Genomic DNA, 22853 nt, shown 5'->3' on the forward strand with positions numbered 1-22853 from the left:
AAAGGGCCGCTGCTCCTTGATTCAACTCGCCACTCCTTATCGGCCCCCTCTCCATTCAGGGAGGGGGCTGGGGAGAGGGCATGACGGGAGCCGCACATGTCCATAGCCCTGACCACCTACCGCACCACCATCTCCGCCGAGTGGGTGGACTACAACGGCCATCTGCGGGATGCCTTCTACCTGTTGATTTTCAGTTATGCGACCGACGCGTTGATGGACGAGATTGGCCTGGACGAAGCGGGGCGGGCCGAGACCGGCCACACCCTTTACACGCTGGAGTGCCACTTGAACTATCTGGCGGAGGTAAAGCTGGGGGCGGAGGTGGAGGTGCGAACCCAGATTCTGGGCTTCGACGCGAAGCGGCTGCACATCCACCACAGCCTGCACTATCCGGACGATGCAGCCGAGCTTGCCGCGAGCGAGCAGATGTTGATGAACATCGACAGCAGCGCCGGGCGCTCGGCGCCCTTCGTCGAGAAGGTGGCCGGGCGCATCCGTGGCATCGCTGCGGAACAGGCCGGACTGTCGCGTCCGGTACACATTGGGCGGGTGATCGCCCTGCCACAACGCTGAAGAGAACCCTTTGGGCAACGCCGCTCCCTGGCGTTGCTACAGGTGGGAGTCTCGCGTCAGGCGATCAGCTCGTAACGGCGGGCGAAGTCGATCAGGTCGACCTGGTTGCGGGTCTTCAGTTTGTCCATCAGCCGCGACTTGTACGTGCTTACCGTCTTGTGGCTGATGAACAGATGCTCGGCGATTTCCTTGTTGTTCTTGCCATTGGCCAGGTTCTGCAGCACTGCCAGCTCGCGGTCAGACAGGCTATCCAGCAGTTGCACGTCGTTGCTGTCCTTGCCGTTCGATGAGGTCGGCAAGTGCACGGTGCTGGGGAACAAGCTGTACCCGGAGAGAATCGAGCTGATGGCAGATACCAGGCTGGCCTCGCTCTCCTGTTTCGAGAGGTAGCCAGTGGCGCCGGCCTGCAGGCAGCGGTTGGCATACAGCGAAGCTGGCAGCGAAGTCAGCACCAGCAGCTTGAGGTTCGGGTCCATGGCACTCAGGCGGGCCACGACTTCCAGGCCATCCAGTTTGGGGATGGCGATATCCACGATCACCAGATCGGGCTGCAGTGCGCGCGCCAGGCTCAGGCCTTCGACACCCACCTCGGTTTCACCGACGATTTCATAGCCCTCACGTTCCAGCAGGATGCGGGTGGCGAAGCGGATCATGGGCTGGTTGTCGATCAGCAGGACTTTGCTCATCTGTTCATACTCCTTGTCAGAGTTCCCAATGATGTGAAGGGCAGAAAAGCACTTCGAATAGATGTCATTGGAAAATTGGGTGGAATGAATATCCGAATGGCGCCAAGACTTCTGACGCTAATAATCCGTGCTGTTCAAACAGGCCGGCGTATTGGCCTTTTGTCCGACCTCGCCAGGAGTGGCGCGTCTGCGCCAAGTGTCGTACAGGGGCTGGTTGAACTTTCCAAATGCTTAAAAAGCTGTACGCCAAATACAGAAGACGAGTTGTAAGGGCCAGCAGGGATGTAGGGTTGCGAGTATATTCCTGCGCTGGACCATGAATTGGTGGTTAGGAAGTTTCCTACAGCTTTTGTAGGCGACAGCAGGTGAAAGGAGTTGGGCTAAGAATGGCAAGGAGTTCCAGGTGACATTCTTCCGGTTAATGCGATTCCGACCTGGCATGTCGGCGCGCGGGCGCCCGCTGTTCCGTCTGGCGCTGTGTGTCGTAGCCAGCCTTCTCGCCCTGCTGCTCAGCATGCCGCCAGCTCTGGCGGAGACTCAGCCCCTTGTTCTGTCCAGCCGGCTTGTGGCGGATCAGCGTGATCTGGCGATAGCTGAAGCGGACTGGCACTGGTTACGCGAAAAACGCGAGCTGGTACTGGGGGTCGCCGCCCAGGGTCATGAGCCGCTGGAGATGATTCAGCGCGATGGTGCGTACGAGGGCATAGCCGCAGATGCGACCACGCTGATCGGGCAACTCCTGCGGCTTCAGATCACGGTACGCCAATACCCCGACCGCGACTCACTGTTGCGGGCGCTGGCTGCACACCAGGTCGACCTGGCCGTGGGAAGCGATCAGGAGGGACAGGGGCTGCCAATCACCCACAGCGTGCCGCTGACACAGGATCGTCTCGCATTGTTTCGCCGCTATGAGTGGAGCGGAACTTTCCCGAAGGATCTGGCGGGTACCACCATCGCCACGCCTCCCGGCCTGGCTGAGCAGGTCGCACAACGCTACCCGCGCGCGCGTCTGGTTGAGGCTGCGTCGGTGGAGGACGCCTTGTCCATGGTGGCATTCGGGCAGGTCGATCTCCTCGCAGGGGACTTGCTGTCGGTGTATTACCGCCTCAACCGCGCTTTCTATGGGCTGGTCAGGTTCGAGCGCACCGTCGAGCATTCCGAAACCCAACTCGGATTTCTGGTACATGCCGAAGACCAGGCACTGCAAAGGGGGCTAGATGGCGCTCTGCGTGCAGCTGGCCGAGCGCGCCTGGACGAGATATGCCGTGGCTGGGTGGGCAGCCTCCTGATCCCCCTCGTCCAGTCTTTGCCATTGTCCGTTGAGGAGGCCAAATGGGTGGAGCAGCACCCGGTGGTCCGCCTGGTGATCAACGACGATCTGGCGCCTCTGGCGTTCTTCGACGAGCAAGGGAAGTTTCGCGGCATCGCCGCTGATGTCCTGGAAATCGTCAGCCAACGGACCGGGTTGCAGTTCGTTGCACAGAGTCGGGCTGGCAGTGTGGCCGAGCAGATCGAGATTCTGCAGCGCGAGGACGCGGACCTGGCTGTCATGACCTCCAGCAAGGCACGAGAACAGCTGCTGCGTTTCTCTCACCCGGTTTCATCCAGCCCGTTCGTCCTGGTGGCACAGGCCGATGCCGGGCTCCGTGCGCTGGAGCCGGGGAACGCAAAGGACGTCCGCCTGGCCCTGGCGCGTGGGCATGTGGCCCGGGACCACATGCTTGCCGCGTACCCCGGAATCCGTCTGGTCGAAGCGGAATCGACGCTTGATGCCCTGAACCTGGTGCACTCCGAAAGTGCTGATTACGCGCTGGTTGCGCTGGCAAACGCTCGCTACTACACGACGCGGCTGTTCAACGATCAGTTGGTGATCGCCGCGCTGGCCCTGATCGATCCGGCAACGGACAACTTCGCCATGCGTCGCGCCGATGGGGAGCTGCAGGCGATTCTCGACAAGACGTTGTCCGGCATTCCGCCGAACGAGCTGAATGCCATGGCTAACCGCTGGCGTGGAACGCCGGGCATGAGCCCGCAGTCCTGGCGTGACTACGGAACGCTGATCCAGCGCATCCTGCTCGGTGCGGCAGGGGTGGTGTTGCTGGTGCTGGCCTGGGTGCTCCACCTGCGCCGCGAGATTCGCCGGCGCAAGCACGTGGAGCGGAAGCTCAACGACGAGCTGCGCTTTATCGAAGCCCTCACCGACGGCATGCCTCCGCCGATCTACGTGCGGGACGCCGAAGGGCGCCTGCTGTCCGCCAATCGCAGCTACCTGGAGAGCATCGGCCTGCCCCTGGAACAGGTGCGTGGCCATACCGTGCTGGATCTGCCCGAAGAGACGTTCGAGTCGGCAATCGAACTCCACCGCCTCTACCTCCGGGCAATGTCCGAAGGACGCATGGTCCAGGGCGTTCATCCTATTCGACTGCAGGGACGTGAGCTGTGGGTCGACTACTGGATCCAGCCTTTCCAGGACTCCACCGGCGAGGTCAAGGGCATAATCGGTGGTTGGCTCGACATCACCGAACACCGGCGTTTGATCGAGGAGCTGGAAGCGGCGAAGAACCTGGCTGACGAAGCCAGCCGCGCCAAGACCACCTTCCTCGCCACCATGAGCCACGAGATCCGTACGCCGATGAACGCGGTGATCGGCATTCTCGAACTTGCCCTCAAGCGTGCCGAGGACGCGCCCATTGACCGCGCCAGCATCGTAGTGGCGTACAGCTCGGCTCACGGCCTGCTGGAGCTGATCGGTGACATTCTTGACATTGCTCGCATCGAGTCCGGCCGGCTCAGCCTGGCGCCGCGCCGCGCCAATCTGCGGGAACTGGTGGAGTCGGTGGCGCGCGTGTTCGACGGCCTTGCCCGGCAGAAGGGCCTTGAGCTGGTCCTCGATATCGACTCCAGCATTGGTGGCGACGTGTTGGTTGATGGGCTCCGTTTCAAGCAGGTCCTCGCCAATCTGGTCAGCAACGCGATCAAGTTCACCCACGAGGGAAGCGTTCGCCTGTCGATCCAGGGCGAGGAGCCGGAGCCTGGCCTGTTGCAGGTGCAGGTTTGTGTCGAGGACACCGGCATCGGCATCTCCGAGGCTGATCAGCAGCGCCTTTTCCGGCCCTTTTCCCAGGTGCAGCGAGGGTTCCACCAGGCCGAAGGGGCGGGGTTGGGACTCATCATCAGCCGCTCCCTGTGCGAGATGATGGGCGGACGGCTCAGCCTCGAGAGTACGCCGGGCAAGGGTACGCGGGTGGAGGTGGAACTGCGCCTGCATCGGCTGGACCCGATTGAAGAGGTGCCATCGGCACTCGTTCGGCGCGACCGCTCGTGGCGTCGCCTGCGGGTGCTGGTGGTGGACGACCACCCGGTGAACCGGCAGATCCTTGCCCAGCAGCTGGGCTATCTCGGGCACGAAGTGGTGGAAGCCGAGGACGGCGTGGCGGCCTTGGCGAGCTGGCGTGCGGAGCCTTTCGACGTCGTGGTCACCGACTGTCACATGCCGCGGATGAACGGCGCCGAGCTGGCCCGCGCCATTCGCGCTGAGGAGCGGGCGCGGCAGTTGGCACCGACTTCGATCCTGGGGCTGACCGCGGATGCCCAGCAGGAGGAAGTCGAGTGCGCCATCCAGGCGGGTATGGACGACTGCCTGATCAAGCCCATTGGGCTGGACGTGTTGGCGGACATACTTTGCCAGACCGCACCCGAGCTGCCGCTGGAGACGGACGCGCAGTCGCAGGCAGCAACAGACGCCCCTGGCCTATTCGACCTTTTATCCCTGGCGACGCTGACGGGAGGCGATGCCGGACTCATTCGCAATCTGTTGAGCGAGTTGCTGAGCGCCAACCGCCGTGATCTGGGGTCGCTGACGTCCCTGGCGGATCAGGGCGACGCCATGGGGCTTGCGGAGCTGGCCCATCGGCTGAAGGGAGCGGGGCGGGTGGTGCGTGCAGACCGGCTGGTTGCTGCATGCGAGCGCCTGGAACAGGCCTGCCACGCACCCTCCCCAGAGCCTGAGTTCCTTCAGGAGCGGGCTGACGACCTGTTACGAGCGATGCGGGAGCTGGACCACGCTCTGGAGGCACATCTGGCGCTGGAGGTTCAGTGAACCGTGGCACGGCTGAGAATGACCGAGCGAATCCCCCCCGCGTGGCTGGCGTGACGCAGAAAGGTCAGGCCATCCATGCCGGCCATGCGCAGATCGCACAGGACAATGTCGACGTCTCCGAAGGTCTCGAGTATGCGCAGCGCCTCGGCGCCTTCGGCCGCTTCGCGTATGCGCCCGACGCCGAGCTTGCGCAAGACGGTACCGGCGACGAGGCGCTGAAAGGGCTCGTCTTCCAGCACCAGGATGCTCATGTTCTTCATGGGAATTCGCTCGGGAGGCTTGCGGTGCGGGTCACGGTACGCAGGCTTGGCGTTGCCTGGTAGCCGAAATTTCCTGCTAGCTTGTAGGACAAATTCGTCAGTGTCGGCTTCGGATCGCGATGTCGCGCCAGGCACGGACGAGCTTCCAGAAACTCAGGGGTATCAATGAGAAATGCGCTGATAGTCGACGATCATCCGGTCATACGCATGGCCGTTCGCATGTTGCTCGAACGCAACGGCATGGAGATTGTTGGTGAGGCCGACAATGGGGTGGATGCCCTGCAACTGATTCGTCAGCATGAGCCGGACCTCGTCATCCTGGACATCGGCATTCCTAAGCTCGACGGCTTGAATGTCATCTCGCGCATTCGCTCGCTCGGGCTCGACAGCCAGGTGCTGGTGCTCACTTCCCAGCCGGTCGACAGCTTCTCCCAGCGTTGCTTCCAGGCCGGCGCCAAGGGGTTCGTCAGCAAGGAAGAGGACTTGCAGAACCTGGTGACTGCCATCAACGCCATTAACGCCGGTTTTACCGTCTTTCCCGCCAGCGTCCTGAGTGGTGGTCAGGCACCTGCTCCCAGCGAGGCCGAGATGGTCGGACGGCTGTCCAATCAGGAGCTGATGGTGCTGCAGTACCTGGCCTCGGGGCTTTCCAACAAGGACATCGGCGAGCGGATGCTGCTCAGCAACAAGACCATCAGCACCTACAAGACTCGTATCCTGCAGAAGCTGAACCTTGGCTCGCTGGTGGAACTGATCGAGTTTGCCCGGCGCAATGACCTCGCCGCACACCGGGAGGACTAGCGCCCTGCAGGAGGCGTTTCATCTGCCCCATCAGCCCTGACAGGTGAGGCGGTAGCGCTCGTAGTTCGTCGCCTTGTCTTGCGGCGGCAACGAGTAACTGGATCGGCACTCGTGGGTGCCCCACTTGATGGTCAGCGTGGCCTCGTCTTCCTCGACCAGTGCCAGCGCCCGGCCACCCGGGTCCGAGATGGCGAGTTGCTTGCCATCGGCATCTTCGAGCGAAGCGCCAAACGGGATGGGCTGCTGGTTGGCGTCGAACAGTTCGAACTGCACTCGGCGCCCTTTCTTGCCGACGTAACGCGCTAGCACTACCGCGCCACGGCGTGGCACCACCTGCTGGGTGGCGTTTTCGATTTCGATGTCGCCACCGAGATTGCGCGTGTCCAGGGTGATCCAGTTGACACGGTAGGGCTGGGCGTTGGGTACCACCGCGTAGCCGTTGTAGCCGGTGCTTACACCGGTGTAGTTGCTGATGCCCACGCCCGAGATGTCGGGTACTTCGACCAGGGTGAAGGTTTCCCCCACAGGTTGGCCCAGGTTGATACCGCCTGCGTGGGCTACCAGGGAACCGGACACGTTGAGGTTTTCCGAGGTGTAGTCGCGGCCCTTGCTATAGCCCAGCGTGATATCCGCGATAGAGGTGCGGCTGTTCAGGCTGGCGGAAGCGGAATTGCCACTGTTGCTGCTGTTCCCGCCCTGAAGCGAGTAAGACGTATTGCTGTCCTCGGAGAGGTAGCCGTTCACGCCAAGCTGGGTATTGTCACTGTGCTTCTGGCTGGTGGTTGTCAGGTACGCCCTGGGCGCTCGTGGTCTCGACCCCAACGGGAAGGACACGGAGAGGTTCACCTGCGTGTCGTTGTTTGAGGAATTCGTGCTGCCAATGTCCTTGGTCTGGGTGACGCTGAAGCTGTAGCTGACATCCCGCCAGCCATTGGAATAGCCGGCGGAAAGGCTGCGCGATCCTCCCCGGTTCCAGTAGCGCTCGTCGCTGGCGTTGATGTAAAGATTGCCGTACTTACGCCCGCCCAGCGTCTGGTTGACTGTCAGGTCGGTACGGATTTTCGAGCGGCTGCCTTGGGACTGGATGCCTTCGCTGAGTTCCAGCACATGGTCCGAGAGCGTCCGATAACCCTCGGTGGAATAGCGATAGGCGGCCAGGGTAAAGCTCGTGTCGGTGCCAGTGAAGGTCTTGGCGTAGAGCGCGCGCAAGCTGTTGCCCTGCGCGGAGAGGCCCTTCACCCGGCTGGACGAGTGGGTCATGTCAACCGAGAAGGCACCGATCGAAGTGTTCCGTCCCGCCCCGAGTGATACCGCATTGAAATCCTGGGTTACCTGTGCGCCCGCAATGCCCGTCAGGTTGCTGTTCACGCCGTAAGCCACTGTGCCGCTGACGAACTTCGGCGTTTCCAGACCGTCACTGTTGCTGTTGAACTCGCCCGCCGAAACGCTGTACTTCACCTGCCCTTCACGCACCATGGTCGGCAGGCTCGAGAAGGCCTGCTTGGTCACGCGACGCCGGCCATCCGCTTCGATGATGGTCACCTCCAGGTCACCATTGGACCCGGTGGGGTAGATGTCACTGATCTCGAACGGACCCGGCGGAACGGTCGCCGAGTAGAGGATGTAGTCGTTCTGGCGGATCTCCACGGTGGCGTTGGTTTCTGCAACGCCACGGATCACCGGCGCATAGCCGCGTTCGCTATCCGCCTTCATGCCCTCGTCTGAGGCCAGCTTGATACCGCGGTAGCGCACGCTATCGAACAGGTCGGCGTCGGAATAAATTTCGCCGACGCTGAACTGCCCCCTGAGGGGCGTAACGTCATGCTGCAGGTAGGTGCGGTTGCTGGTGAACTGGCTCGGGCGGCCGGTACCGGTCCTGTAGTTGGACTCGTTGCGCAGGCGCCAGGCTCCCAGGTTGATGCCATTGCGCAGGCCCAGGTTGTTGGAAACCTGCCGCCCAAAATCGTCCCGGTTCCGGTTGGTGTTGAACTGGTAGTTGACGAACGCGGCTGTAACGCCACTGTCCCACAGTGCCGGATCGACGTAGCCACGCATGCCCCGGGCCATGGCCACTTGCGGAACGCTGGCGAGTAGGCGCAAACGGGTGGAGTCGTAGCGCAGCGTGGCCTGGTCGATCAACGTGGGCAGGTCGTAGCAGGTCTCGGGTGCCTCAGGGTGCAACTTGCCCTGCTCGATCAGCTTGGCCATGTCGATGCCCAGCAGGTGAAGCAGGTCGTAGTTCAGGCAGGCCTCGACGATGCCGGTTTGCGGATTGCGCACGAAGTCGATGTCGCGACGGCCGACGATCACCTGGTTGCTGTAGAGGTCAACCCGATAGTTGCCGGGCAGGACGCTGTTTTCGCGCAGCAGCAGCTGCAGGTCCACCGACGATGGGGCACCCTTCAGGAAAGTGGTGTTGAATGACTCGACCTGTGCCTCATCGGTTGGCTGAACCACCGGAGTTTCTGCGCCAAGCACCATGGCGGGCACCGCGAGGGTGATCGCCAGCGCGAGCCGGTTGGGACTGCCGGAGGGCACTGGCTGATGGTTTTCAGCCGAAGTCCGCCCGCTCCGTCCAAGGGAGTGATTGGGTCTGTTGCTCATTTCTCAATGCCTGCGAGGATCCTGAATCACCCCCCTGAAAGAAATGCGTTGCGCTGGGGCATCGGATGCCCACCAGGGGTGAAGTTGCGAGTCGGGTAGAGCCCGTTATGAATCTCGGTTGGACCGCGTGGCCGTTGCGCCAACGGAGTTGCCTGCCGAGAGTTTTGCGGCGTAGGGGACCTGTGCCCCGTAGTCATTGATGCTGGAGAATGTGAGCTCCACGCTGCTTGAGGAGGCGGGTTGCTTGACGGTGAACTCTTTCTCTTCACCAGGGGCGACCATGGTGGAGTCGACTGCAACGTCCGCCCTGCTGGCGCTGCCCAGCGTCACGTTGGCCATGGAAACGTGATACCGGCTGGGATTCCTGACCTTGAGCACGTGCTTGCCCCCCTGGAGTTCCAGCTTCCACTGCAGCTCTTCAGGGACCTGGTGGGCTTCTCCGGCAAGGCCGGCAGGTCGGAAGAACACCTTGATCCGCTGACGCACAGCCAGTTGCAGGGTGTTCTGCCCATCGACGGCCTGGGGAATTTCCTGGACATTCAGCCACACCACCGATTCGCGGTCGGTCGGCATGCCGCTACCTTCATAGAGGAGGCGTAGCAGCTGTTGCTCATTTGCCGGAATACGGGCCAGGGGCGGCGTCACAGCAAACGGCGCAGGGGTATCTGTCGCATCCGCGTTGTCGATCCAGGACTGGATCAGGGCCTGCTGGCCGCCGTTGCGAACCGTGATGCTGGCTTCCTTGTCGGAGCCGTTGAAGATGATGCGCGTGGAGTTGAGGGAGATTCCTGCGGAAACTTGAGACGCCAGCACGAGGCTCAAGGCGCCCAGGCAGGCTGAAATTGTGCGACGGAGCATAGGCTTTACCACTTGGAGCAAGAACGAGGTGGCGAGGCCGTTGGGCCTCGCCAATCTTGAGAACCGTGGGCCCTGCTTACTCGTACTGCAGGGTGAACGGCAGGGTCGCGTTACCGTTACCGGCGGTGGCGGTCTTCGGGTCAGCGGTAGTTACGTAGGCCGCAGCGAAGGTCAGGGTGGCGTCGCTACCGTTCAGCGCGCTTTCAATCTTGGCGGTGGCCGGCGCGGACAGGTCGATGACCTGGCCGTTGCTGTCCAGGATGGCAATACCCACATTCTTCGCGGACTCGGTGCCTGCGTTCAGGGCCAGGACTTTCTTGCCAGCGACCACACCGGAGCCGGCCTTGGCATCGAACAGCATGGAGACCTTGGTGCCCTGGTTGCAGTTGACCTTGAGGTTGAAGTCGCTGGCAGCCAGGCGGCCACCGGTCGGAGCGGTGTCGGTGCCCATGTCTTTGATGGATACGGCGCCCATGTCTACGGCAATCGCTTTTTCTTTACCGGCCGCGCCTTCAACCGAGCAGGCGTCGTTGTTGATCACGCCGGTGAAGTTGATCTGGCCGCTACCTGCCTTGGTCGGGGTAACCGGGTCAGCAGCGAAGGCGGAACCGGTGGCTGCGAGCATGGACAGGGTCAGAAATGCCAGGGAAAACTGTTTCATCATTAACTCCAAAAGTGTTGGCAAAAGTGCTGCATCGAAATGCTGGACCACGATAGTTTTCAGGCCGTTCAATGACTATCGGGCGATGCTTTTGGGCAATGTAAGAACTGACTGCATGGTCAGTAGTCATTTTCCGAGGGCGCAGTTGAAGGCTGTTTTCTGCAAGATCTGGTGAATTGCGAATATGTTGCGGAACCTGGTTGATTCCGCCGCTTTCTATGGTGAGCGCTGGGGGCGGGTATTTGAGCTGGATGGATACGACTGGAGTGATCTGAAGTAAATAGGAGATCTGCTCGCCAGATCAGATGTGTCCTGAAGTGGGTCGTTATATGTTTGTTTCTGAATCAGGTAATTCGGTTTTAGACAAGTGATTGAATTGTTTTAATTGTTTCAAGATCTGAATAAATAATTTCGCATGAAATTATTGTTTAGCGCGCCAGGGTTCTGTTGGTGACGCGTCTAGGCCCGGTAAGAGCCGGGCTTGGCTCCCACCGGAATCGTTGCTGAAGCTGCAGCCTCCCGTCAGGCAGTGTCCGGACGAAATCACTTGTCACAGAACTTTAGAAGGCTGCAGTCATGTGCAGGTTGGGCGGCCCCGCCCGGCGGGTGAAAGGGCCGCCCCACGGTCAGCGAACCATCAGGTTCCTAGTTGAACGTGATGGTCACCAGCTCACTTTGAACGGCACTGTTTGTGCTGCTCACTTTCCGGCTACTGATGGAGGTGGTATCAGCAATACCCGCGCACTCGCCACTGGCAGCAGGGACCGAGTCGGCGCCGGTTGGGCTGACGCCTTGCACGCGGCCCAGGTGCTGATACCAGTCGCTTGGCGATAAATCGCAGGGCGCCCTGACGATACTTCCCACAAATTGAATGACGCCATGGTGAGTCCCGGGTTCGCCAGCGTGGGACACGCCTGACGAAACAGCGAGCGCAATCGCGGCAGAAACCCATAATCCTTTCATGGCTGACTCTCCTTACTGAGACATATGTCCAGTAATAGTCGGATAGTTCCTACACTTCCATGCCCGATCGTTCCGTTTTTTTTGTAGGAATCCCGTTTTCGTCTTAGGACCGTCCACGGTTCCGACAAATTGATGGGAAAAGTGTGGAGCACTACTCAGTCGTGAAGTTATCGGAAAAATCCGACACGAAACTTCCTGGTCAACAGGGCGACAATCCCACGGTTAGGTTTCTTTTGTGCCGGAGCAGGAAGTGATTGGCACGAGGCGAGATCTTGCTCCAGCGGAGCGTCGGGAATAGGGGCGCCGTGCAAACCGGGTGGCGAAAAAAAGCCCCCGTCAGGGCCGACATCCCGACGAGGGCGAGGGTGGTCCTTGAGGGGACCTCAGTGTGAGCGTTCGGACCAGGCCTTGAGCAGGCTCGAGGCCAGTCCATAAAACGTCAGGAGGATGGCGAAGCCGAGGCAGATCGACATGGCTGACGTCCTCTTCCGTCAGGGCGATCACGCTTGCGACCGCCCCTCGGGATATTTCCGTTTTACTCCGCGCCGACCTGGCGCAGCTTGGTGGCCGGGGTGTCGCCCAGGTTGTTCAGCACCCGCTCGCTGTACCAGTCGATGAAGTTGATCACGCCGAACTCGTAGGTCTTGGAGTACGGGCCTGGCTGGTAGGCGGTGGAGTTGATGCCGCGCTGGTTCTCTTCCGCCAGGCGACGGTCCTGGTCGTTGGTGGCGTCCCAGACTTCGCGCAGGCGCGCTACGTCATAATCGACACCTTCCACGGCATCCTTGTGTACCAGCCACTTGGTGGTGACCACGGTTTCCTGGGCGCTGATGGGCCACACGGTGAAGACGATCATGTGATCGCCCATGCAGTGGTTCCAGGCGTGGGGTAGGTGAAGGATGCGCATGGAGCCCAGGTCCGGGTTCTTGATGCGGCCCATGAGTTTCTTGCAACCCTGCTTGCCGTCCATGGTCATGGATACGGTGCCGTCGAGCAGCGGCATGCGCACGATGCGGTTGCGCAGGCCGAAGCTGGCGTGGGCGTAGGGAATCTTCTCCTCGTCCCAGGCCCTGGTGCAGGCGGCGACCTGGTCCTTGAAGGCCTGGCTGGCGCGCGGGTCGGTGACGTCGTCCCACTCCAGCAGGGTCTTCAGCAGTTCCGGGTGCGAACCGTTGCAGTGGTAGCACTCGCGGTTGTTCTCGATCACCAGCTTCCAGTTGGCGGCTTCCTTCAGGGTGGTCTGCACGGCCACCTTGGTGTTCTCCATGTCGTACGGCTCCATGTAATGAGCCAGCGTGGAGAGGAAGTCGTCGATGGCCGGCGGGTTTTCCGACAGGTTGATGAAGATGTAGCCGCCGGCGCTCTTCACGTGTACGGGCTTGAGGCCGTATTCCTTCATGTCGAAGTCGGCGCCCATTTCGGTGCCGGCGAACAGCAGGCGGCCATCCAGTTCGTAGGTCCACTGGTGGTAGGGGCAGACCAGCTTGGCGACCTTGCCCTTTTCGCTGACGCACAGGCGCGAGCCGCGGTGGCGGCAGACGTTGTGGAAGGCGTGGACCTGACCTTCGGCGCCACGGATGACGATGATCGGGTTATCGCCGATCTGCAGGGTCAGGTAGTTGCCCTTGGCGGGAATCTCGCAGGTCATGCCGGCGATCAGCCACTCTTTGTGGAAAATCTCCTGCATGTCGATCTGGAACAGGCGCTCGTCGTTGTAGAACGGCTGCGGCAGGGAGAAGCTGTGGTCGCGTTCGCGGAGCATTTCGGCCGTGGCCTTGCGTGCGGGTTCAAGCGGATCGCCCAGGCTCAGGGTGGAAGTGACGTCCATCGGTAACTCCTCAATGGCTGGTCGCATTCGCGACCGCCGCAAAAAGTGGCTGTTTCGGTTGTCACGCAAGGCGGCGTGACCTGCCCTCGTTGCTCGCCTGCCGACTGGCTGCCCTGCTGCGGGTGCGAGGGTGGTTCGCTCTGAAACCTTATGTTTCGGCTGGGATTGAGTGTGCTGGCGCTGACAGGCACGACCTTATCTGCGGGCGACATGGGGACATCCGTTTCCGACGCGGGAGGCCCGATGGTTGCTGGCAGGTCGCGATGAGCATGTGAATGTCGCAGACAGGTAAATGGGCCGTTTTTGCGTTATTCACAATCCGCCGCAATAGGCCGATATCCGGCCGCGCGCGGAGCAGCCTCCATGACGAACAACTTCCTGAATCCCGTGACCACCCAGACCTGGACCAACGGCCGCCACTTGGTGCGGTGCGTCAAGGCCATCCAGGAAACCTCGGACGTGCGCACTTTCTGCTTCATGGCCGACCAGCCCATGGTGTTCTTCTTCAAGCCGGGGCAATTCGTGACCCTGGAACTGGAGATCGACGGCCAGCCCATCATGCGTTCCTACACCATTTCCAGCTCGCCCTCGGTGCCCTACAGCTTCTCCCTGACTATCAAGCGCGTGCCGGGCGGCAAGGTGTCCAACTGGCTGCACGATAACCTGAAGGAAGGCGATGTATTGCCGGTGCACGGGCCGGTGGGCTTGTTCAACGCCATCGACTTCCCGGCGGACAAGGTGTTGTTCCTTTCTGGCGGTGTCGGCATCACCCCGGTGATGTCCATGGCGCGCTGGTTCTTCGATACCAATGGCGCGGTGGACATGGTGTTCGTGCATAGCGCGCGTACGCCGAAGGACATCATCTACCACCGCGAGCTGCGCCATATGGCCTCGCGCATCGAGAACTTCAAGCTGCATCTGATCTGCGAGAAGTACGAGATCGGCGAGACCTGGTCCGGCTACCGGGGCTACTTGAGCCGCGCGATGCTCGACCTGATCGCCTCGGACTTCATGGAGCGCGAGGTCTTCTGCTGCGGTCCTACGCCCTACATGTCGGCGATCAAGCGCCTGCTGGAAGCCGCCGGCTTCGACATGAGGCGCTACCACGAGGAAGCCTTCGGCCCGACGCCGCCGGAAATCCGCGAAGAGGCCCAGGGACATGCCGCAGAGGCTGCCGGAGCGGCAGAGATCCCGGCTGGCGACATGAACCTGGTGGACTTCACCAGCACCGGCAAGAGCATCCGTGTTGCACCCGGCGAAACCGTGCACTCCGCTGCCGCCAAGCTTGGGCTGCACATCCCCAAGGCCTGCGGCATGGGTATCTGCGGCACCTGCAAGGTGATGAAGACCGCCGGCGAAGTGGAAATGGAGCACAACGGCGGTATCACCGACGAAGACGTGGCCGAGGGCTACATCCTCTCCTGCTGCAGCATTCCCAAGGGCGACGTGGCCATCGATTATTGATGGTTTTCTGAGCACCTCCCGCCAGCCCGCGCCCGCCGTGGGCTGGCACCATCTGTCCACAGCTTGTGCGCCCCAAGGTGCACAGCTACTGTGTGCAACTCGTTGAAATCGCGGAAAAAACGACCAATTCTCCGGAGCCCTTGCCGGCCGGCCGCCCGCGCCAGGGGCGAACAGCTTGTCCACAGGATGGTCCACGGCTTGTGGGGGTAATCCCACTATGCTTGTTCAATGCCTACCCGCCGGCGCGACCTCGGCGCCGGTTTCCCGTGGCCTGCCAGAGGAGCAATCGCGATGAAACTCTTCTACACCCCCGGAGCCTGTTCGCTCGCCGTGCACATCATCCTGCGCGAAACCGGTCAGCCCTTCAGCCTGGAAAAGGTCGACTTGGGTGCCCACAGGACGGCATCCGGCGACGACTACTACCGCAACAATCCCAAGGGCTATGTACCCCTTCTGGAACTGGAAAACGGCCAGACGCTGACCGAAGGGCCGGTGATCAACCAGTACCTGTGCGACCAGGCCGGCCGCACCGACCTGATGCCCGCCGCCGGCAGCCTGATGCGCTATCGGGTCATGGAATGGCAGTCCTTCATCACCAGCGAGTTGCACAAGAGCTTCGGTGCGCTGTTCAACCCGGCGCTGGATGAGCCCGCCAAGGCGATCTTTTCAGGCATGGCCCACAAGCGCCTGCAGTGGGTCTCGGAACAGCTGCGTGGTCGCCAGTACCTGACCGGCGATGACTTCACGGCGGCGGACGCCTACCTCTTTACCGTCGCCGGCTGGTCGGGTCATGTCGGCATCGACCTTTCCGACTGCCCGGACCTGCAGGCCTTCCAGGGCCGGGTCGCGGCCCGGCCGGCGGTGCAGGCAGCGCTGAAGGCGGAGGGGTTGGTCTGAGGCTGTTGCTGGCGCGGACATGCCATCCGCTGTCTCAATCCTCTTCCTGCACCGCCTTGTAGGACCCGGCCAGCTTCTGCTGCACGTCCTGGGGCGCTGCGCTGTAGTGACTGAGCAGCATGCTGAAGGCGCCATGGCCGGCGGTAATCGCCTTGAGCCGTCCGGCATAGCCGTCCAGTTCGGCCAGGGGCACTTGGCCGTGGACCAGGGCCATGCCCTGGGACAGGGACTCCGTGCCGGTGACCTGGCCGCGGCGGCCGATCAGGTCGGTGGTGATGTCGCCGATATTGCCTTCGGGAGCGCTGACTTCGATCGCGACTATCGGCTCCAGCACCACTTCGCCGGCCGCCCGCAGGGCGTCGATCATGGCCTTGCGCCCGGCGGCCTGGAAGGCGATGTCCTTGGAGTCCACCGGGTGGTGCTTGCCGTCGTGGACGGTGACCTTGAGGTCTTCCACCGGCAGCCCGGCCAGGGGACCGCCGGCCAGCACCGAGCGCACACCCTTCTCCACCGAGGGGATGAACTGCGAGGGGATCACGCCACCCTTCACCTCATCGGTGAAGGCAAAGCCCGTGCCACGCGGCAGGGGCTCGATGCGCAGGAACACTTCGCCGAACTGACCGGCGCCGCCGGTCTGTTTCTTGTGCCGGCTGTGACCTTCGGCAGGGCGGGTAATAGCTTCGCGGTAGGGCACTTTGGGCGGGCGGGTTTCCACTTCCAGCTTGTAGGTGCCGGTGATGCGATCGAGCAGGTAGCGCAGGTGCAATTCGCCCATGCCGCGCAGCACGGTCTCCTGGGTGGAGGCCTGATAGTCGAGCTTCACGCAGGGGTCTTCGGCCTGCAGCCGGTTCAGCACTTCGGCGATGCGCTGTTCGTCGCCGCGGCGTTTGGCCTCGATGGCCAGGCCCTGCATGGGAGCGGGGAAATCCAGGGGCTTGAGGTGGATCTGGTCTTCGTCATGGGAGTCGTGCAGCACCGAATCGAACTCCACTTCGTCGACCTTGGTCAGGGCGCCGAAGTCGCCGGGGATCAACCGGGTCACTTCCTCGTGGCGCTTGCCCTGCAGGCGCAGAAGGTGGCCGAGCTTGAAGGGCTTGCGACCGTCGCCGACGAACAACTGCATATCCCGCTCCAGGGTGCCCTGGTGCACACGGAAGACTCCGAGCTTGCCCACGAAGGGGTCGATCACCACCTTGAACACATGGGCGATCACATGCTGTTGCGGGTCCGGCTGGGGGCGGAAGGCCTTGGCCTCCGCCCCCTCGCCCTTGAGGAACAGCGGCGGGTTGCCCTCGGTGGGGTTGGGCGCCAGGCGCGCCAACACGTCCAGCAGCTCGGCGATCCCCGCGCCGGTGCGCGCGGAAGTGAAGCACAGGGGGATCAGATGACCTTCGCGCAGCGCGCGCTCGAAGGGCTCGTGCAACTCGGCAGGGGCGATCTCGCCCTGTTCCAGGTAGCGTGCCATCAGCTCTTCGTCCACTTCCACCACCTGGTCCACCAGGGCCTGGTGGGCTTCGTCTACCGAGGAGAAGTCAGTTGCGCCGTCGGGTTCGAAGAAACAGTCCGCCACGCGGCTGGCATTGTCGGCCGGCAGGTTCAGCGGCAGCACCTCCTTGCCGAAGGCTTCCCGCAGGCTGGCGAGCAGGGCGGGCAGGTCCACCCGCTCGGCGTCGATCTTGTTCACCACCAGCATGCGGCAAAGGCCACGCTCGGCGGCCAGGGCCATCATGCGGCGGGTGGTGAGTTCGATGCCGTTCTGCGCATTGACCACCACCAGTGCGGTTTCCACCGCCGCCAGCGCGGCGATGGACTGGCCGATGAAGTCCGGGTAGCCGGGGGTGTCGATCAGGTTCAGTTCGGCGCCGGCATGGCTGCAGTGGGCCAGCGCCGAGGCTAGGGAGTGGCGGTATTCGCGCTCCAGGGGATCGAAGTCGCACACCGTGTCGCCGCGTTCCAGGCTGCCGGCACTGGCGATGGCGCCGCTGCATTGCAGCAGCGCCTCGGTCAGGCTGGTCTTGCCACTATCGCCATGGCCGACCAGGGCGATCGTTCGAATGGATTCCACCGAGTAGTTCGCCATGAGCACCTCCGCGCGCTGGGGTGTTTCCAGTATAGGCAGGCGCCCCGGGACTGCCGTAAACCGCAGCTGGTCCTCGTGTTTCAGCGCAAGCTTTTGAAATCGCTCGAAAAATGAACGAAGTCCGGCAGCCCCCGGCAGTCCAGGCCCTGGGCGCGGTCTGTACAGCTTGTCCACAGAACGCTCCACGGACTTTGTGGGTAATAGCGGGTTTTTCCACTGCGTCTGGAGGCTGGATGCGGGATTTTGCCTGTGAAAGAGTGGGTGGTCAGGGCTTGATCTGCTCTCTGTACAGCCCGTGGTTACTGAGGTTGAGCCGGGTCTCAACAGTTTTTCCACAGGACTGTGCACGGGATTTGTGTGCAAATTTTCCACGAGGCAGCCGATCTTTTCATGAGTCCGGCTGCAAGCCAGGAACGACGGGGATTTTGCTATACAGGGCGGTCAACAGCTTTTCCACAGACTTATCCACGTTGTCTGGGGGTAAGCGCTTCAGATTCTGCTGTTGGTCAAAAAAAGAACAATTGACTGTATCGCTGATGAGACAAGGGCTCCAGGCTCTTTTCCACAGCTTGTGTACCTTTCGTTGCACAGAAACTGTGTGAAGAAATGGCAAGTCGTTGAAATCGATCAGGAAATATCCAAACCGCGGGAAGCCCCGGATGGTCTGGGCTGCAGGCATGGCTCTACAGATTGTCCACAGGTTGGTCCACGGAAATCGGGGGTAAGGCGGGAGATATGGTGGGAAATGCTTCACCTGTGGGGGCGATTTCAATCGCTTTGCAGGCCGAAGGCCTGCCGTCGAGATCACAGGGGGCAGCTGCGCTGCCCTTAGCGAATGAATTCGCCCCCACAGGGAGCGAAAGGCCTGGGGACGGGAACGTCAGGCCCCCATCGCCGCACGGATATCCGCCGCCAGCTCGCGCACGCGGTCCATCTCGGTGTCCCAAGAGCACATGAAGCGGGCGCCGCCGGCACCGATGAAGGTGTAGAAACGCCAGCCCCGCTCGCGCAGGTACTCCAGGGCGGGTTCGGACATCTGCAGGAACACGCCGTTGGCTTCCACCGGGAACATCAGGCTGACGCCTGGCACGTCGCTCACCAGTTTCGCCAGCAGTTGTGCGCAGGCGTTGGCGTGGTTGCCGTAGTACATCCAGGCGTCGTCCTGCAACAGGCCGACCCAGGGCGCGGCGAGGAAGCGCATCTTCGACGCCAACTGGCCGGCCTGCTTGCAGCGGTAGTCGAAGTCTTCGGCCAGGTCGCGGTTGAAGAACAGGATCGCCTCACCCACGGCCATGCCGTTCTTGGTGCCGCCGAAGCAGAGCACGTCCACGCCGGCCTTCCAGGTCAGGTCCGCTGGCGAGCAGCCGAGGAAGGCGCAGGCATTGGCGAAGCGCGCGCCGTCCATGTGCAGGTTGAGGCCGAGCTCCTTGCACACCTGGCTGATGGCGCGTACTTCCTCGGGTCGGTAGACGGTGCCTACCTCGGTGGCCTGGGTGAGGGTGACCACGCGAGGCTTGGGATAGTGGATGTCCTGGCGCTTCAGGGCGATCTCGCGGATGGCCTCCGGGGTCAGCTTGCCGTTCTCGGTTTTCGCCAGCAGCAGCTTGGAGCCGTTGGAGAAAAACTCCGGCGCGCCGCATTCGTCGGTCTCGACGTGGGCGGTCTCGGAGCAGATCACGCTGTGGTAGCTCTGGCACAGCGACGCCAGGGCCAGGGAGTTGGCGGCGGTGCCGTTGAAGGCGAAGAAGACTTCGCAGTCGGTCTCGAACAACTGGCGGAAGTGGTCGGAGGCGCGGGCCGTCCATTGGTCCTCGCCGTAGGCGCGCTCATGGCCGCGATTGGCCTCGGCCATCGCGGCCCAGGCTTCCGGGCAGATACCGGAATAGTTGTCGCTGGCGAATTGCTGGGTCTGGTCGGTCATTTCCTGGTCCTTCTGTCCGTTCGCCTGCAGGCACAGGCGTATGGGGGCTAACTTTACGCCAGGTTGCATTCGCAGGTTTCGTTCATGGCGACATCCTTTTCACCGCCTTGCGCCTGGTCGGTGAAAAGGAACTCCGAGGGCCCAGGCCGCCTCAGAACTCAAGAGCGTGCCGCGGCGCGTCTCCGTCCCGGAAGGAGGTACCGACATGCGTTACCCGACCCTGATCGCCTTGTTCGTCCCCATGCTGATCGGCCTGCCCGTAGTCGCCGGCGAGTGGCCTGCCGGCGAGCGCGACCATTTCATTCAGGAGTGCCAGACCAGCGCCCAGGCCACCATCGCGCCGGACAAGCTGCAGCGCTATTGCAGCTGCGCAGCCGACAAGGTCAGCAACGAATTCAGCCGCGCCGAACTGGACGAGCTGAAGGCCCAGAAAACCCCGCTGCCCCAGGAAACCCACCAGCGCCTGCTGAAGGTCTCCCAGTCCTGCCTGAGCCAGCTGAACAGCTGAGCCAGTTGAACGGAATCTGACCAGTTGGCCGCAGCCCCCGCCTGACGTGGGCTGCAGGGCCGACTACACAGGTTGTCCACAGCTCGATCCACCCTTTTCGGGGGTAAGCCCTAGGCGGCCGGTTGCCAGTCGGTGGCCCGCTCGCGGATATCGGCCGGGAAGGCGCGCGCCTTGCGCGCCAAAGTGTCGAGGTGGACGCCCACCAGGGTGGTTACGGCGGCAATCTCGCCGGTTTCGTCATTGCGCATTTCGTGGCGGAAACGGATGGACTTGTCCTTCACCTCCAGCACCTGGGAATGGATGGACAGCACATCACCGGCATGCAGCTCGCGGCGATACTCGATCTGTTGTTCCACCGCGGCCATGCCGGCGTTCTCCTCGCGCAGCCGCGACGGCGCCAGGCCCAGGAGGGTGAACAGCTGCCAGGTGGCCTCGTCGAACTTGCCGACGTACCACATCACGTTCATGTGGCCCATGTGGTCGCAATGCCAGGGATAGACGGCACCGCGGTAGGTCAGGTTGTCGTGCATGTCAGGTTTCCTCGTTCTTGTTGGAATGGATGACGTCCGCCAGGACCCTCTGCCTGTGGACAAAGCCACAGGTTCGCCCGCGGCAGCTGCGATTGCTGGTAGGCCAGGGTGCGGCTGTCAGGCAGCCGCAACCGCCGAGGCTGGGGTCGGGTCGAGTCATGGTGGTCCCGGAAAAGATTGGCGCGTGACTGGAACTCGGTATCGAGTTCTAGGTTGGTCGATATTTGCACGTCGCCATTTATAGCAGCGGCGAAATCCCTTGGCGGCAGGGGTTACAAAATTTAAGCGCGTGTTTAATTCTCTCCGCGCCTGATCGCTTTCTGATCAGTTTCGCCCGAGCCACCAGCCATCCACGCCCCAGCCGTCCACTCACACCTTATCCACAGTGCGATGCACGGATTCTGGGGGCAGCTATTTTCCAAGCTCCTGAAATAGCTCAGGAAATGATCACTCTGCCGGAGGCGGCGATGGGTCTGGGGCCGGGCAGGGGGTCTACAGCTTATCCACAGCTTGATCCCCGGATTCTGTGGGCGATGGCGGTGGGCAGGTGCATTTTCGGGTCGGAAACGGACAGATTTTCCGGGTGCCGGGCCAGGAGAATCGCCAGCAAGGAGCCCAGAGCTGGATGTCTGTAGCGAATTCATTCGCGAAAGGGACGTGCAGCGTCCCCTGAGGCCCTTCGAAGGGCAGGCCTGCGGCCTGCATCGCGATTGAAATCGCTCCCACAAGGCGCCCATCCGGCGTCGAGGAACCGGCATGGCCATCAGCGTGTTCGACCTGTTCAAGATCGGTATCGGCCCCTCCAGCTCGCACACCGTGGGCCCCATGCGCGCGGCGGCGCTGTTCGCCACGGCGCTGCGCGAGCGCGGCCTGCTGGCGCAGGTGCGCCGCGTCGAGGTGCGCCTGTACGGCTCGCTGTCGGCCACCGGCGTCGGCCACGGCACCGACCGCGCCACGCTGATGGGGCTGATGGGCGAATGGCCGGACCGTATCGATCCGACGCAGATCGGCCCGCGCATCGAGGCGCTGCAGGCCGCCGGCGAGCTGCTGCTGGACGGCCGCCAGCCGGTGCCGTTCGACTGGAGCCGCGACCTGCTGCTGCTGGAAGAAAACCTGCCCTACCACCCCAACGCCATGACCCTGATCGTCGAAGGCGAGGGCGGTGAACTGCACCGCGACACCTACTACTCGATCGGCGGCGGCTTCGTGGTCGACGAGGCCCAGGCCAAGGCCGGCCAGCTGGATCAGGACGCCACCGCACTGCCCTATGACTTCTCCAGCGCCGAGGAGCTGCTGCAGCTCTGCCAGCGCCACAACCTGCGCATCGCCGAACTGATGCTGGCCAACGAGAAGGCCTGGCGCAGCGAGGCGGAGATCCGTGCCGGGCTGCTCAAGCTGTGGGACGCCATGCAGGAGTGCGTGAGCAACGGCCTCGGCCACGAAGGCATCCTCCCCGGCGGGCTGAATGTGCGCCGCCGCGCGGCCAAGCTGCACCGCAGCCTGCAGGAGCTGGGCAAGCCCAACGTGATCGGCTCGACCATGAGTGCCATGGAGTGGGTCAACCTCTACGCCCTGGCGGTGAACGAAGAAAACGCCGCCGGCGGGCGCATGGTCACCGCGCCGACCAATGGCGCGGCGGGGATCATCCCGGCGGTGCTGCACTACTACATGCGCTTCAACCCCGAGGCGTCGGAGGACGACGTGGTGAACTTCTTCCTCGGCGCGGCGGCGGTGGGCATTTTGTGCAAGAAGAACGCCTCGATCTCCGGCGCCGAAGTCGGTTGCCAGGGCGAGGTGGGCTCGGCCTGCGCGATGGCCGCGGCGGGGCTGGCGGAAGTGCTGGGGGCGACCCCGGCGCAGCTGGAGAACGCGGCGGAGATCGGCCTGGAGCACAACCTGGGGCTGACCTGCGATCCGGTGGGCGGGCTGGTGCAGGTGCCGTGTATCGAGCGCAACGCGATCGCCGCGGTGAAGGCGATCAACGCGGCGCAGATGGCGCTGCGCGGCGACGGCGAGCACTTCATCTCGCTGGACCAGGTGATCCGCACCATGCGCGACACCGGTGCCGACATGCACGACAAGTACAAGGAAACCTCGCGCGGCGGCCTGGCCGTCAGCGC

General features: G+C 62.6%; 16 protein-coding genes and 1 pseudogene. 7 read left to right on the forward strand and 10 right to left on the reverse strand.

Annotation, left to right across the window (positions count from 1 at the left end):
* The first annotated feature begins 96 nt into the window (after nt 1–96).
* Nucleotides 97–573, forward strand: coding sequence for a thioesterase family protein (locus tag E8F12_RS02475; protein WP_280323713.1), 477 nt, complete (start codon nt 97–99; stop codon nt 571–573).
* A 56-nt stretch (nt 574–629) separates the two neighbouring features.
* Here E8F12_RS02475 and E8F12_RS02480 read toward each other — a convergent pair whose 3' ends face one another.
* Nucleotides 630–1259 carry a response regulator transcription factor gene (locus E8F12_RS02480; RefSeq protein WP_280323714.1) on the reverse strand — a complete coding sequence of 210 codons (630 nt, stop codon included), beginning with the start codon at nt 1257–1259 and terminating at the stop codon, nt 630–632.
* Nucleotides 1260–1662: 403 nt separating this feature from the next.
* Here E8F12_RS02480 and E8F12_RS02485 point away from each other — a divergent pair, with 403 nt between their 5' ends.
* Nucleotides 1663–5358, forward strand: a complete 3696-nt coding sequence (locus E8F12_RS02485) for a transporter substrate-binding domain-containing protein (RefSeq protein ID WP_280323715.1) — start codon at nt 1663–1665, stop codon at nt 5356–5358.
* Nucleotides 5359–5369: 11 nt separating this feature from the next.
* Here the strand turns inward: E8F12_RS02485 and E8F12_RS02490 are convergent.
* Nucleotides 5370–5618 (reverse strand): annotated as a pseudogene (locus tag E8F12_RS02490) (response regulator); the annotation flags it as partial.
* 165 nt (nt 5619–5783) lie between these two features.
* Between E8F12_RS02490 and E8F12_RS02495 the strand changes: the two are divergent.
* Nucleotides 5784–6419 (forward strand): response regulator transcription factor, encoded by a 636-nt coding sequence (locus tag E8F12_RS02495; protein ID WP_280323717.1) that lies wholly within the window; start codon nt 5784–5786, stop codon nt 6417–6419.
* A gap of 30 nt (nt 6420–6449) precedes the next feature.
* Here E8F12_RS02495 and E8F12_RS02500 read toward each other — a convergent pair whose 3' ends face one another.
* The 5 genes from E8F12_RS02500 to gbcA all read right to left on the reverse strand — a co-directional run bounded on the left by E8F12_RS02500 (nt 6450) and on the right by gbcA (nt 13333).
* On the reverse strand, nt 6450–8900 hold the full coding sequence (locus E8F12_RS02500) for a fimbria/pilus outer membrane usher protein (RefSeq protein WP_280323729.1): 2451 nt from the start codon (nt 8898–8900) through the stop codon (nt 6450–6452).
* A gap of 228 nt (nt 8901–9128) precedes the next feature.
* Nucleotides 9129–9881, reverse strand: a complete 753-nt coding sequence (locus E8F12_RS02505; protein ID WP_280323718.1) for a molecular chaperone — start codon at nt 9879–9881, stop codon at nt 9129–9131.
* A gap of 76 nt (nt 9882–9957) precedes the next feature.
* Nucleotides 9958–10542 (reverse strand): fimbrial protein, encoded by a 585-nt coding sequence (locus E8F12_RS02510; protein WP_280323719.1) that lies wholly within the window; start codon nt 10540–10542, stop codon nt 9958–9960.
* Nucleotides 10543–11187: 645 nt separating this feature from the next.
* The gene (locus E8F12_RS02515) at nt 11188–11505 is read right to left on the reverse strand and encodes a hypothetical protein (protein ID WP_280323720.1); all 318 of its coding nucleotides are present in this window, start codon (nt 11503–11505) and stop codon (nt 11188–11190) included.
* A gap of 535 nt (nt 11506–12040) precedes the next feature.
* Complete coding sequence (gene gbcA / locus E8F12_RS02520; protein ID WP_280323721.1) at nt 12041–13333, reverse strand: glycine-betaine demethylase subunit GbcA; 1293 nt, start codon at nt 13331–13333, stop codon at nt 12041–12043.
* A gap of 363 nt (nt 13334–13696) precedes the next feature.
* On the opposite strand from gbcA, the gene gbcB reads away from it, so the two are divergent.
* Nucleotides 13697–14797, forward strand: a complete 1101-nt coding sequence (gene gbcB, locus E8F12_RS02525; protein ID WP_280323722.1) for a glycine-betaine demethylase subunit GbcB — start codon at nt 13697–13699, stop codon at nt 14795–14797.
* A gap of 291 nt (nt 14798–15088) precedes the next feature.
* The gene (gstA, locus tag E8F12_RS02530) at nt 15089–15694 is read left to right on the forward strand and encodes a glutathione transferase GstA (protein ID WP_280323723.1); all 606 of its coding nucleotides are present in this window, start codon (nt 15089–15091) and stop codon (nt 15692–15694) included.
* Between the two features lie 34 nt (nt 15695–15728).
* On the opposite strand, the gene fusA is transcribed toward gstA, so the two are convergent.
* On the reverse strand, nt 15729–17774 hold the full coding sequence (gene fusA, locus E8F12_RS02535) for an elongation factor G (RefSeq protein ID WP_280323724.1): 2046 nt from the start codon (nt 17772–17774) through the stop codon (nt 15729–15731).
* Nucleotides 17775–18654: 880 nt separating this feature from the next.
* Nucleotides 18655–19695, reverse strand: coding sequence for a low specificity L-threonine aldolase (locus E8F12_RS02540; RefSeq protein ID WP_280323725.1), 1041 nt, complete (start codon nt 19693–19695; stop codon nt 18655–18657).
* 205 nt (nt 19696–19900) lie between these two features.
* Between E8F12_RS02540 and E8F12_RS02545 the strand changes: the two genes are divergently transcribed.
* On the forward strand, nt 19901–20203 hold the full coding sequence (locus E8F12_RS02545; RefSeq protein WP_280323726.1) for a hypothetical protein: 303 nt from the start codon (nt 19901–19903) through the stop codon (nt 20201–20203).
* Between the two features lie 110 nt (nt 20204–20313).
* Here the strand turns inward: E8F12_RS02545 and E8F12_RS02550 are convergent, their stop codons facing one another.
* A complete protein-coding gene (locus E8F12_RS02550) occupies nt 20314–20733 on the reverse strand; it encodes a thioesterase family protein (protein WP_280323727.1) in 420 nt (139 codons plus the stop codon).
* Nucleotides 20734–21489: 756 nt separating this feature from the next.
* On the opposite strand from E8F12_RS02550, the gene E8F12_RS02555 reads away from it, so the two are divergent.
* Nucleotides 21490–22853: L-serine ammonia-lyase (locus E8F12_RS02555; protein WP_280323728.1), on the forward strand; the 1364-nt coding region annotated here is incomplete at its 3' end.

The organism is Pseudomonas sp. BN102, from assembly GCF_029871245.1.
Classification (GTDB): domain Bacteria; phylum Pseudomonadota; class Gammaproteobacteria; order Pseudomonadales; family Pseudomonadaceae; genus Metapseudomonas.